General features: G+C 58.4%; 10 protein-coding genes and 2 pseudogenes. 2 read left to right on the top strand and 10 right to left on the bottom strand.

Features of this window, described 5'->3' with window-relative positions; genetic code table 11:
• Positions 1–217, bottom strand: a 217-nt coding sequence (locus tag EBBID32_RS25345) for a hypothetical protein (protein ID WP_440590962.1), incomplete at its 3' end; no start/stop codon positions are given.
• On the opposite strand from EBBID32_RS25345, the pseudogene EBBID32_RS10765 reads away from it, so the two are divergent.
• Positions 216–683: pseudogene (locus EBBID32_RS10765) on the top strand (IS66 family transposase); the annotation flags it as partial. The gene EBBID32_RS25345 and the pseudogene EBBID32_RS10765 overlap by 2 nt on opposite strands.
• 63 nt (positions 684–746) lie before the next feature.
• Here EBBID32_RS10765 and EBBID32_RS10760 read toward each other — a convergent pair.
• From EBBID32_RS10760 to EBBID32_RS10730, 6 genes are all read right to left on the bottom strand, one after another.
• Positions 747–2,110, bottom strand: a protein-coding gene (locus EBBID32_RS10760; RefSeq protein ID WP_156022529.1) for an IS3 family transposase whose coding sequence is annotated in 2 segments (ribosomal slippage) — positions 747–1,762 and positions 1,762–2,110 — 1,365 coding nt in all. Because the reading frame shifts where the segments join, the coding sequence is not laid out codon by codon here.
• A gap of 333 nt (positions 2,111–2,443) precedes the next feature.
• Positions 2,444–3,706, bottom strand: coding sequence for an amidohydrolase family protein (locus EBBID32_RS10750; protein ID WP_006956420.1), 1,263 nt, complete (start codon positions 3,704–3,706; stop codon positions 2,444–2,446).
• Positions 3,706–5,082, bottom strand: coding sequence for an amidohydrolase family protein (locus EBBID32_RS10745; RefSeq protein WP_006956419.1), 1,377 nt, complete (start codon positions 5,080–5,082; stop codon positions 3,706–3,708). The genes EBBID32_RS10750 and EBBID32_RS10745 overlap by 1 nt, the downstream gene beginning before the upstream one ends.
• Positions 5,083–5,222: 140 nt before the next feature.
• A complete protein-coding gene (locus EBBID32_RS10740) occupies positions 5,223–6,218 on the bottom strand; it encodes a cyclase family protein (protein ID WP_081628076.1) in 996 nt (331 codons plus the stop codon).
• 129 nt (positions 6,219–6,347) lie between these two features.
• On the bottom strand, positions 6,348–9,107 hold the full coding sequence (locus EBBID32_RS10735; protein ID WP_196805635.1) for a TonB-dependent receptor domain-containing protein: 2,760 nt from the start codon (positions 9,105–9,107) through the stop codon (positions 6,348–6,350).
• Positions 9,082–9,363, bottom strand: a complete 282-nt coding sequence (locus EBBID32_RS10730; protein ID WP_037490099.1) for a hypothetical protein — start codon at positions 9,361–9,363, stop codon at positions 9,082–9,084. Before EBBID32_RS10730 ends, EBBID32_RS10735 begins: the two co-directional genes overlap by 26 nt.
• A gap of 145 nt (positions 9,364–9,508) precedes the next feature.
• On the opposite strand from EBBID32_RS10730, the gene tnpA reads away from it, so the two are divergent.
• The gene (tnpA, locus tag EBBID32_RS10725; RefSeq protein WP_037490092.1) at positions 9,509–9,928 is read left to right on the top strand and encodes an IS200/IS605 family transposase; all 420 of its coding nucleotides are present in this window, start codon (positions 9,509–9,511) and stop codon (positions 9,926–9,928) included.
• Between the two features lie 23 nt (positions 9,929–9,951).
• Here the strand turns inward: tnpA and EBBID32_RS24880 are convergent, their stop codons facing one another.
• The 3 genes and pseudogenes from EBBID32_RS24880 to EBBID32_RS25260 form a co-directional block, all read right to left on the bottom strand.
• Positions 9,952–10,635: a FecR family protein gene (locus EBBID32_RS24880; RefSeq protein WP_231382167.1), complete on the bottom strand. Its 684-nt coding sequence runs from the start codon at positions 10,633–10,635 to the stop codon at positions 9,952–9,954.
• A complete protein-coding gene (locus EBBID32_RS10715; RefSeq protein ID WP_006956415.1) occupies positions 10,610–11,209 on the bottom strand; it encodes an RNA polymerase sigma factor in 600 nt (199 codons plus the stop codon). Before EBBID32_RS10715 ends, EBBID32_RS24880 begins: the two co-directional genes overlap by 26 nt.
• Before the next feature lie 490 nt (positions 11,210–11,699).
• Positions 11,700–12,173: pseudogene (locus EBBID32_RS25260) on the bottom strand (LysR substrate-binding domain-containing protein); the annotation flags it as partial.
• Between the last annotated feature and the right edge of the window lie 29 nt (positions 12,174–12,202).

Here is a 12,202-nt window from a genome sequence, read left to right as displayed (position 1 = left end):
GGCCGCTCGCACCGCTAACCTTCGTCTGGCCATCGGCGAAGGACGGGATGGTGTCGTTGACGGCCTCGCAACTGGCCTGCCTGCTCGACGGGATCGACTGGCGGAACCCGCAGTATTCCTGGCGTCCGCAGAGCGCCGGATAGGGGCGTCGATTTCTTCTCCAGCCGAGCATTTTGCGCTTCATTCGGGCGGGTTTCTGTGATTCCATCGCGGTCATGGAAGCCGCCGTTTCGCCCCTTCCTGACGATATCGAAGCGCTCAAGGCGCTGCTGGCAAGCGCGACCCAGCGAGCCGATGAGGCCGAAGCCAAGCTCGCCAATGCCCATGCCCGCGAGAGCGCCACCGAGGCCGTGATCGCGCACCTCAAGCTGCAGATCGCCAAGCTCAGGCGCGAGCAGTACGGCGCCAGCGCCGAGCGCACCCGCCGCCTGCTCGATCAGATGGAACTGCAGCTCGAAGATCTCGAAGCCGACGCCGCCGAGGATGATCTTGCTGCCGAGGTCGCGGCCGAGAAGACCGCCACTGTCACCGCCTTCGAACGCAAGCGACCGGCCAGGAAGCCGTTTCCCGAGCACCTGCCGCGCGAGCGCGTCGTCGTGCCGGCGCCGTGCTCTTGCCCGGCCTGCGGCAGCAGCAGGCTGTCGAAGCTGGGCGAGGACGTCACCGAGACGCTGTCCGTCGTCAGAACATTTGGCGCAGATCGCGGCGTAGATTAGCGGAGTGCGGGCCTCGTCTGGGGATTGATGTTAGGCGGCGAGCTTGCGGTGCTGCAAGCGCCGATATTCGATGGTCTGTCGCTTGATCCTTTCGCGCTGTTTGATGATGGCAGGCGCTCTGCCGAAGTAGGCGTCGGCGGGCGTCACGTTGTTCAGGCTCTCGTGGTAACGCTGGTGGTTGTAGTGCTCGACGAAGGCCTCGATCTGGGCTTCAAGGTCGCCGGGCAGGAAGTAATTTTCCAGCAGGATGCGGTTTTTGAGGGTCTGATGCCAGCGCTCGATCTTGCCCTGGGTCTGGGGATGCATCGGGGCGCCGCGGACATGGCTCATCTTGTTGGCCTCGATGTATTCCGCCAGTTCGCCGGCGATGTAGCTGGGACCATTGTCGCTGAGCAGCCGCGGCTTGTGCAGCACCGTGGCGCTGTCGCAGCCGGAAGCCACCAGGGCGAGGTCCAGCGTGTCGGTGACGTCCTCGGCCCGCATGTTGGTGCACAGCTTCCAGGCGATGATGTAGCGCGAGAAGTCGTCGAGTACGGTCGACAGGTACATCCAGCCCCACCCGATGATCTTGAAGTAGGTGAAGTCGGTCTGCCACATCTCGTTCGGCCGCGTGGTCTTGGTGTGGAAGGCATCAGCCGCCTTGATCACGACATAGGCCGGGCTAGTGATCAGGTCATGGGCCTTAAGCAGCCGGTAGACCGTCGATTCTGACACGAAGTAGCGCTGCTCGTCGGTGAACCGCACGGCCAGCTCGCGGGGGCTGAGAGCTGTCGCCTCCAGCGCCAGTTCGATGATCTGATCGTGGATCTCGGCCGGGATGCGGTTCCACACCCTGCTTGGCGCCGATGGCCGATCCTCCAGCGCTTCCGGCCCGCCTTCGAGGTAGCGATCATACCACCGATAGAACGTCCGGCGGGCAATGCCGAGCTGGTCCAGAGTGCGCTTGGCCGGCAGGTGCGACTGCTCGACGATCCTGATGATCTCGAGTTTCTCGGATGCGGGATACCTCATGCGTCGTCTTCCCCATCCGCGATCATGCTTTTTTTGAGTAGCCGGTTTTCCAGCGTCAGGTCGGCAACGCATTCCTTCAGGGCACGGGCCTCGCGGCGCAGATCCTGGACCTCGCCGGTGGTGGCGGCACGCGCGGTGTTGCCCGCCAGGCGCCGCTTGCCCGCTTCCATGAACTCCTTCGACCAGGTGTAATACAGGCTCTGCGCGATGCCTTCCTTGCGGCACAGCTCGGCGATGCTGTCTTCCCCGCGCAGGCCTTCCAGCACGATGCGGATCTTGTCCTCGGCCGAGAAGTGCCGACGGGTCTGCCGCCGGATGTCCTTCACCACCCGCTCTGCAGGAGCCTTCACCGGCGATTTTGCATTGGAGGATCTGGGCTTCATCTTCGTTCCTTCGTCACTGCGACGAAGCCCAGATCCTCCTTAAATCACAACCTCAAATCTGTGCCATTGGCGCTGACGGCGGACACTCCGTGTGAGCCCGCCGGAACGATGCTAAGTACGTCTTCTGCCGGACAATGCCACCTAGTCTGTCACCGGATATCCCTCACCGCCGCTTCCACGGAAACCTTCACCGACAATTCGGCTAGGAGGGTTGGGCGAACGACACTGTGCGCTGCGCCTCCGAACTGCAGCCGCCGCTAGCGGAGTGCTCCACGCCTGTCTCATTGAACAAGCATCGACCGATTTGTGCGCAAGGTAGTGCGCTGGCGTACTTCATGGCGAGTTCTGCGCGGCCGATGGCAGGCCCGCTTTGCGCATATAGCGATCACGCAACTCGGTTTGTCGTGTGACCAGCGACGCTTCCTTGCCCCCAATGATCACGGCGAGAGCCGTGCTCGTGGGCTCAAGCGGATCGCCGTCCCAAATCACCAGGTCCGCAGCCTTACCCGGTTCGATCGTGCCGTAACGATCGGCCATCCCCCAGATCTCCGCCGGGATTATGGTCACGGCGCGTAGCGCCTCGTTGTACGGCAATCCGTTCGCCACGGCGCGTCCCGCGCCTTCGCGCATCGAGAGTCCGGCGTTGAAGCTCTGATGAGAACCGGTCATCACCACAGTGGCGACCTTCACACCCGCCTTGTGTAGCAGCGCCGCATTGTCCGCACGCAAACCAATCGAGTCGAAAGAGTCCGGCAAATTTTCTTGTGGGTCGACGATCACGGGTATCTGCGCGGCCGCGAGCGCATCGGCAGTACGCCAAGCTTCTGCACCCCCGATGATGACAACCCGAAGCTTGTAGTCGGCGGCCAGCCGGATCGCCTGACGAATATCCGATTCGCGATTCGTAGAAATGGCAAGCGGAACCGCGCCCGAAAGCACCTGCTCGAGTGCTTGCACGTCAATGGTCCGGGCTGCTGCTTTGCGCGCCGCATCAAGCGCACCGCGCAGTAACTGCCACTGCGCTGCGCGCGAACCTCCGGCGCCTTCTGAGCTATGCCCACCAATAGTAACGAACACTCCCACGCCGGGCCGATCGAGCACGCTATCGCCTGCGTGCAGCCGCAGCGCAGCGCCCATCCCCGAGAAAGGTGCCGTTTTCGTGCTTGCCGGATAGCTCATCGCGCTAGTCAGGCCATCAGCGCGGGCCAGAGCGATCAACGGCGAGTTCGGATTCAGCGCGTACTGGATGTCAAAACCGGCGCCGAGCGAGCCAGCGGAAATCGCCGCATCCTGCGTCTCCTTCGCATCTGGCAATTCGACTAGCCCGAGGCGCGTCGCCGCGTGGAATAGGCCAGGAGTGACGCGCCTGCCCTTCGCATCGAGAACACGCGCTCCCGTCGGCGGCGAGGTACCAGCCTGAACGGCGATAATCTTGCCATCGCTGACGACAATGGTCGCATCTTTGACCGGCTCTGCACCCGTCATGGTCCACGCCTCAGCATGCACGATCGCGAGCGTATCTGCCGACGCGCTGTCGGGCAGCACGAACCCGAACGCCACAGCGAAAACGAGTCCTATTGCGGAAAGCCGTCCCATCACATGCTCTCCTTCACATGCATATCACCCTCCGCCGTGGGCCGGCCCAGATATAAATCCGGTGTGAGGCTCTCGTCGGGCTTTGAGCGGTCGTAACGCAGCGCGCCATCAATGAACACCTGGTCGGCATTGCTGTAGACAGAGAATGGATCAGTGGACCAGATCACCAGGTCGGCGTTAAGTCCAGGCGCCACGGCCCCGATGCGATCCTCCAGACCGAGTAACTGGGCCGGAGCGCTGGTGATCCAGCGAATGATGTGCTCGGGCGGCAAGTTGAAACCGGCGCGGCGCCCTGCCGCCGCCGCCTTGGCCGCCTCGATATTGAGCCGCAGCCCAACGTATGGCAAATCCGCTAGCATCATCACGCAGCCGCCGACTGCATCGACTATGGCGGCATTCTCACGAATTGCATCGCTAGCCTCCGTCTTGAAGCTCCACCAGTCCGACCATACCACCACGCAAGTGCCCGCCTGCCTGAGTTCCTCGGCGATCTGGTACGCGCCAGTGGCATGGTGGAAAGCACGAATCTTGAAGCCGAACTCCTGCGCGACGCCCAGCATCGCCGACATGTCGCTCGCACGGTAGCAGTGCATGTGCACCGGAATTTCACCCGTTAACACGCCTGCAAGCGCATCGAGCCTCAGATCGCGCTTGGGTTGCTTTCCGCGTTCACCACTACGCTCATATTCGCGCCATTCGTTAAGATAATCCTTCGCCTCGATGAACGCTGCGCGCACCAAGGCGACTTCGCCGGGTCGACTGGTGGGTGCACCATCTTTCCTTTTGGGACCGTCGCCGCAGGCCATTTTCAGGCCAGGCGATGCTTCTGGAAATTTCATTCCGCGCACAGTCGAGGCAGGCACTGGCTTAAGCACGACGGAGCGCCCGGCGAACACCGGCTTCGAACCCGGCAGAACCTGCAGCGTTGTCACACCTGATCGCATTGCGGCGCCGAACGCCGGATCATCCACGTTCACGCCGTGTTCGACCCAAATGTCTGCGGAGTTCGGATCGCTGTCCTCAGATATGTCAGACGTGGAGTACACCCCGTTATGACTATGGACGTCGATCAGCCCAGGCGTCACCCAGCGACCGCGTGCACTGATGACCTGTGCGCCCCGCGCCTTTAGTTCGTGACCCACCGCCGCGATCTTACCGTTGCGAATCAGGATGTCGCCGTTCTCGATACGGCCGCCTCGACCATCGAGGATGGTCGCGCCGACGATTAGCATGTCGGCAGATCGCGGGGCGCGATAGGTGCTCGGATAAGGATCGGTCGTGAAAGGTGAGCGTGCCGGCGCAGCATACGCTGCGACGCCCATTAATATGGCGAGCGTCGCCGGGACGGCGCAACAAAGGTATCGGAATAGCGTCATCAGCAATTACCTCGCATCCCCCTTGACCCGTCATGTCCCACAGTCTGCGTCAGCCGGGTGTCGGTCTTTGTGAATGGAATTGGGTGAAGCCCACCAACACCCCACACTATGCTCGTGATCAGCCTGCTAGTATGCCGACATCAACGTATCGCAACCGGAGTGATCGTCGACTGCACTGTCCCAGGGAGTTTTGGAGTCGCGAGCACAAACATGAACTCATACGCACTATCGGCAGCAAGTTCCTCGGTTTTGACATTCTCGATAATGTATACACCATTGTCGACGAGCAGAATTTGGTGAACCGGTATGAACTCTGAAGGCACCTCCGACGGATTTACCTCTACGCCAGGCGTATCTGCCCCAACCGCAACAACTCCCAAGCTTGCGAGATAACGAGCTCCGTCCGTTCCCAAACCGGGCACGCTCGGCACGCCGCTAGGAGCAGGCCTGTTAGCCTCGTTTTGAAGCCAGCCGGTATGGAGAAGCACAACATCCCCGCGTCGAATGTCCACGGCCTGTGCCTTTGCGACCGCCTCGATATGTGCACGGGTTATACCGGCCTGCCCGGTCAGTGCCGCGCGGTCTCCGTAACGTACGAAATCAAGCAAGACTCCGCGTGCAACGATCGGAGGAATGGCCTCGGTTCCGAGAACCTTGGCACCCTTGAGCCCCCCATCGCTCCCCTTGATCTCCTCGATCCGGACACCGTTATAATGCACACCGCTGCGGCCGACATGGCTTAACCCGTCAAGCGAGGTCCCAATGCTGGGCGAGGTAATCACCATATCCTCGACGCTTGTCAGTTGGTTTGTCCCCCTGGCCTCGCTGGAACGAAGTGTGACTCGATAGACCCTGAACAATGTCGGATCTGGCTTGGTGTCGATAGCCAGAGCATAGACCTTTCCAGTCTTGATCAAGCGGCCGGCATCTTTGACAGTAGCGGGCGTTATCTCGTTGATCGCGCCAACCCGATCGTCCTTCCCCCACCGCGACGGCTCTTCGGCGTTTGCCATCGACGCCATGAGGGCCATTCCGGCGAAAACTGCACCAACACCTACCCACCCGAACTGCCGACGACGCCCTGCATGTTTGCCTGATGCTGAGCGAACCCAACCCAATGCCATTTCGTCCATCATATTTCCCTTTCAAATCACATAAATCTGTTGGGCAGGCGCTGACGGGAATACCCGATAACGTGGGATCGACTGCTCGCTCCAACATCCCGATTGGCGCCAAGAATTTCGGCACATTGAATGCGCGATCGTCTACCTTGAGAGCAATGCGCTCGGCCGTAGAGTAAGCTGGAGAAGCACAGTACGCGGATTGCTCACATTCGCGTACATTCCAACCTGCCCGGCTGGGTAAAGGTCCTCGATAGCGCGAACCGCCACGATCTTGTTGGTGAGATTCTTACCAATCAACGCCACCTCCCAGCTATTGTTTACAGAATGTAAAGCAATGCCAGCATCAAATGTCGTGTAAGCACGCTGCCTGGAGAACGGATTGAGCTTGTCTTCAGTGAGATAATCATCTGAGTAGTTCATCCGTCCATTCAGGCGGAAGCCCACGAGATCCGAGATGCTTCGTTCCAGCCCAAAGCGTAAGCTGGCCGTCCAGGCAGGAGCTCGCGGAAGTCGCTGTCCAGAAACGTCCTGAGAATCGAACGCGCCGTTATTGTCCTGATCGATATTGCAACCCAGAGCAAACGTCTGCGTCCGCCAGCACGGTGGCGTGTAGTCAGTGTACTTCGCGCTATTGTAAGCGAGCGACCCGCCCAGTGTCAGGCCTTCGACAAAACGTGGAGTCCACGAGCCTTCGAACTCGACGCCCTTGACCGTTGCGGCGCCAGCGTTGGTTGTCATTACAGTCGTACCGCCGGGAGGTTGAAAAGTCACCTGAAGGTCAGAATACTTGTAATGATAACCAACCAAGTCGAAACGCAGATTACCTCCGGCCAGCGCGGCCTTGATGCCGGCTTCAATGCCTTTTACATTTTCATCCCTGAACGATTGATCAATTGGTTGGACCGTACCAACTAAAACAATTCTCGTTGTGTTAAAATCGTATCCACCCGACTTGTAGCCTTGCTTGTAAGATGCATAGACCATGACATCTCGATTGGGCTTAAAGCGTGCGGTAATTTCCGGAGAGAAGTTTTTGAATGTCATCGAATTGGGACTGAATAGAACCGGGCGGTTTCCCCCTACAATCCCCGATACATCTTTCTTCTCCCACGTATAACGGCCACCTCCTGTGATCTGGACGCGCGGCCCAAGATCGACGCGGAACTGGCTGAATGCCGAAGCTGACTTCCCCTTAAGCACGTCATCTTGCCGTGGGAAATAGGTCGTAGCAAAAAGAGCGGACGCTTGGAAATCCAATCTGGTGCCGTCCACAAAGCCGCCGACGACGAAATTGATTGGCCCGTCGAGCTCAGAAGCAAAGCGTAGCTCTTGGGATGCCGTTCGGTAGATGCGGATGCTCGCGGAGTCGAAAGAATTGTGGGCAAAGCGGTAAGGGTTGGTCGAAAGCACTATCACTCTTTCGGCACCGCCCGGGCCCGAAAGAGCATCCTGACGGCTCCTAAAATAGCCCGTCACCGACGTGAGAGTTCCATAACTCGTATGGAGATTCATTTCTGCCGACAACAAAGTCGCTGAAACATCGGCAAATGGCACCCCGTCACGAAACAGCGGATCGCTTCCGACCTGGAGATTGCCGGTATCAGGAAGGACGAAGCGGGTATTCAGCTTGCAGTCTTCTGAAGGTTTGATCGGCGAAATGCCATCGGGACAGTTGAATTCCTGGGAACCGAAGCCAAATACAGTCCCTTTCCGGTTATAGTAACTTCCTTTCAGACGTACGTCGAAAGAGTCGTTCGGCTTAAAGGTGAGCGTTGCCCTCCCAAAATACTTCGTAAAGTTTGGACCCACTCGGTCGGCGATCGGCCCAGCAAGAACGGGGTCGGCATCGTTGTGGAACGCCCCCTTTTCATTTTGCACATATCCGACGACGCGGACACCAACCGTGTCGGACAACGGGCCCGAGGCGATAGCTTCCGCATACTTGCCCTTGGCGTTGAATTCATATCCCATACGGAGTTGCGTGAACAGTTGGTCGGTCGGATCAGCGGAGCGCAGGGTGATCACGCCACCAGGGCTGTTCTTGCCGAAGAACAGCGCTTGGGGCCCTTTCAGAACTTCGACCTGGCCAAGGTCGTACTGGCCCATTTCAAGCACGACAGCATTGCTGATCTGCACATTGTCGACATTGATCGCTACCGCTTGGTCGGCACCAAGCGCGTTCGCACCGGTCGCAACACCACGTAGGACGATAATCCCTTGCCCGCTGTTGGTATTGGTCGAAACCTGCAACTGGGGAACGTGGCTCGCAATGTCCTGGACACTCGTTAGATTGTAGTTCTGGATTTCCCGTGTGCCTACTGCTGAGATCGCTGCGGGTACATCGAGCGACCGCTCGTCGCGCTTACGCGCCGTCACGATAATGTCATCGTCGGGGGCGGGGGCGGCGCCATCGGCTTCAACCATTGTTGTGCTCGCTGGGGCGGCCACTCTTGAAGAACTTTCCATCCGGGTGGGGACGACTTTTGCCGGCATGAGCTGCGTCGGCCGTACAATGATCGTACCGCGGTGAAGGGTCCCCGATAAATTGGTGCCACGCAACAAGGCCCAAAGGGCTTTTTCCACCGACATGTCGCCACGGACGGCCGCAGTGCGCTGGCCCCGCAGACCCGTGCTTGGGGCGATGAGATGCAGTCCAGCCTGATCGGCGAAGTGCGAAAGAGTTTCCGAAGCATCACCAGCCGCGATGTCAAAGTTTCGCGCTGCTGCCTGCGCCGGGACGGCCTGAACGATCACTGCAGCTGCGGCGCATGCGTAAAGAGGCCATCTGGATTTCATCATAACAATCCCCATCCAATTGTTGTTTGTAGCTTTGAATGGGACGATGCGCGACGATGCCGATTCCGCCGTCGCGACGCTAATTTTTTTCCAGAAGGACGTCATTCTCCTCATGGATCACCCGCAGGTTGAACGCTGCGCCAACCGCCTCGGCAAAGGCTCGCGGCTTGCTCAGCGAAAAGACACCGGTCACCCGCAGCGCACCAACACCCCCGTCGCTTAGGCGTATGGTCAGATCGCTGTAGCGTGCGAACTCAGCCGCAGCTTCGGCCAGTGTTATGTCATGGAATCTGAAAACGCCGTCGCGCCAAGAAAGCAGCGATTCCTGCTCAGTGGACGAGATATGGCGAAGCGAAACCATTTTAGAGTCCCATTTCTTGGAGGAACCCCTCCGACTTCAGTCGGATACTGGCTTCAGCCTTTGACTCGCGTGATAGCCTGTAACCTCGGGAAAAGTGAGACCGCCTGAAAGGCGTGAAGTCTCACTTTTCCCGAGGTTACAGGCTATGGCGTACCGCAGCGGTTGTCACACGACATTTCATCATCGCTACCATCTCGTCTGGGCACCGAAGTACCGGTACAAAGTGCTCATCGGCGATGTGCGGCTCAGGGTGCGCGAGATCATCAAGCAGGTCTGCGATGAAATGGGCGTGACCATCGTCAACGGCGCACTGTCGCGCGATCACGTGCATATGTTCGTCGAAATCCCGCCGCATGTCTCGGTCAGCGACTTTGTACGTCGGGCAAAGGGCCGGTCATCGCGTAAGATCCAACAGGAGTTCGAACACATCCGGAAACGCTACTGGGGGCAACGCTTCTGGCAACGCGGCTACTTCTCGACCACGTCCGGCAACATCACCGATGACATCATCATGCGTTATCTGGACCGCCATACCCACAAGGATGGCTTCAGCCCCTCCGCATGATCCTACCGGCCTCGGCCGGTCAGTCATTCAGCGTGGGCAAGCCTGGCGAAGGATCCCGCATTTAAGGTTTGGCTGTCTCGCCCCATTTGCAAAGCCACTTCCCCGGTCGTTACCAGGAAATCGGTCGGGCCTGGGCGTATCCGGGATATGCTGAACGCGCCGCCGCTGGTCGTGGCCCGAGCACCATTTACGCAAATGCGTAGGGGAAGCGAGTTTCCCACCGGTTCATCGATCACAACCTCGCCGGTCTCAAACGTGACCTCGCGTGTCGTCAAACCCAGTCGAAGCGTCAACGCGCTCTGCGTGTTCATCGTGAGCTTCAGGCCATCGGGCAATTCTATCACCCGCTGCTGACCTCGAGCCGTTCGGTATTCCGTGGCATGAGCGACCGGTGTGGTCTCTTTCAAGACCGCTGATAGGGCAATCGAGGCGACCAAGCCCGCAAGCAGGCGGCGACGAGAGAGCCGACTGCCAGATTCGATATCCTCAAACGAGGGTAACGGAAGTCCGCCGCCACCTTCAAAAACCTGCGCTTCCCTGATGGCTTCCAGGATAGCTCTCGCCCTTGCGAACGCTCCCAGGTGACGGGGATCTTCCGCCAACCACTTTGCGCAATTGTGCTCTTCCCTAGGGCTGCTCCATCCACCAAAGGCAATAGATGCCCAATGGGCCGCCATCAGTTCAATTTCGTTTCCTGTGCCTGTCACGGCCCGGTCCCGTCAGCATATTCTGTTGCTCCTCGTGCTTCGATGCTTCGCATGGTAGAAAACCGCCTTCAGCCATGCGGCATGAAAGTATGCGCAGGTTGCGCGCAACATTTTTCTGCACCGCGTTTTCGGTCATTCCGATACGCTGGCCGATCTCCGCGAAGGACAGATTTCCCCAGACACGCAACTCGAATGCCTGTCGAGCCTTGTCTGGCATTTGTTCGATGTGATTGAGAAAATAGCGCAATTGCTGACGCCAAAGCACCTGTTCGTCAGCAGGAGGACTCGAATCCGGGATCTGGCTTTCCCTATAGTCGATCAACGATTCCATGCTGACAATCAGGGAGCGGCGCAGGTGCATCAAAATGACAGAACGTGCTGTCTGAAAAAAATAGGCGCGTGGGTTGGCGATTGCCGATGGCGCTGAGATGGTCGCAAGTCGGGCATAGGTTTCCTGAACAACGTCATCCATCGTCAGATCTTCAGGCACGCGCTTCCTCAACCAGCGACGAAGAGCCGTTTCATGCGGCAGTATTTCACGGGCGAGCCAGAGCGCGAAATCGGCTTCGATCATTTTACCCCCCTCCTCATCAGGCTTCCCGTTGAAATCGAGCGCCCCTTAGAGACACGCCTGACTTGCGAGGCAGGCCTGTTGCCGCTTTGGTAGACACTGGGATAAAATGCTTTCACCTATCGGAGGATAGTGGAGGATGACGTTTGGCCGTGAAAGTAGGGCTTAAAGCAGTAAGTTGTCTGTGAGCGTGGTAGAAAGTTGCTGTTGAGCAAGCGCTGCTGCTCAGGTTGAGAAATGCCGCGACTTCTGTGGACGGATGCCTTGCAACCGCTGCCACAGCGGTCTTCGCCAACGCTTTCTGCCAAAGAAATGCATTTAATCCGTTTCGAAAGACGGCGCGCCTGGAACTCGAGCAACAGCCCATGGCCCTTCGAATGCCTCGACAGTTCGCCCCCAAATCTGTTTCCGTTATGGTCGCTCCCTTCTCAGAGTCGGAAAGCAAAGCCGGGATTTCGTGACCGATCAAGTTAGGTGGATATTCGCAATTGGATCACTCGAGCGAATTTTTTTCGAAGAGAATTTGCGCCGACCACCGGCCACTGTTTACCAACTCAGAAATCTCACGCCGAATAATCTTAGTCAGCGTTTGCGCTGTGCGTGACGTGGTTCCCGGGTGAGTAGCAAGAACCAATTGTCGGCGCACTATTGGATTAACTATAGGCGACCAACATAAGCGCCCAGATTCTACCTCCCTCGCCACTGCAGAGTAAGGCATCATCGAATATCCCAGGTCTGATTCAACAAGCTCTTTCATCAACACAAACGAGTCCGCCTGGAATCTGACATCAAGTCTCATCTTTGCTTTTGCCGCAGCATTGTCGGCAACGACTCTCAGACCATGAGGTCTGCTAGGCAGGATGAGTGGAAGTTTTGTAAGCTCCCTGAATTCAATACTCTTAGCGGCGGAAAGATGACTTTCAGCAGACCCGACCAAGCAGATATCCTCGACCAAAAGCTCTTCCGTTGTGAGTTGGGGGGCACCTCAAGGTCTGT

Origin of the sequence: Sphingobium indicum BiD32, from assembly GCF_000382885.1 — a bacterium.
Classification (GTDB): domain Bacteria; phylum Pseudomonadota; class Alphaproteobacteria; order Sphingomonadales; family Sphingomonadaceae; genus Sphingobium; species Sphingobium japonicum_C.
This window is presented reverse-complemented; position numbering and strand designations above follow the sequence as displayed.

Coding starts and splice junctions, on each gene's coding strand:
- EBBID32_RS10750 (WP_006956420.1), bottom strand. CDS start 3,706: ATGGGACGGCTTTCCGCAATAGGACTCGTTTTCGCTGTGGCGTTCGGG.
- EBBID32_RS10745 (WP_006956419.1), bottom strand. CDS start 5,082: ATGACGCTATTCCGATACCTTTGTTGCGCCGTCCCGGCGACGCTCGCC.
- EBBID32_RS10740 (WP_081628076.1), bottom strand. CDS start 6,218: ATGATGGACGAAATGGCATTGGGTTGGGTTCGCTCAGCATCAGGCAAA.
- EBBID32_RS10735 (WP_196805635.1), bottom strand. CDS start 9,107: ATGACGTCCTTCTGGAAAAAAATTAGCGTCGCGACGGCGGAATCGGCA.
- EBBID32_RS10730 (WP_037490099.1), bottom strand. CDS start 9,363: ATGGTTTCGCTTCGCCATATCTCGTCCACTGAGCAGGAATCGCTGCTT.
- tnpA (WP_037490092.1), top strand. CDS start 9,509: ATGGCGTACCGCAGCGGTTGTCACACGACATTTCATCATCGCTACCAT.
- EBBID32_RS10715 (WP_006956415.1), bottom strand. CDS start 11,209: ATGATCGAAGCCGATTTCGCGCTCTGGCTCGCCCGTGAAATACTGCCG.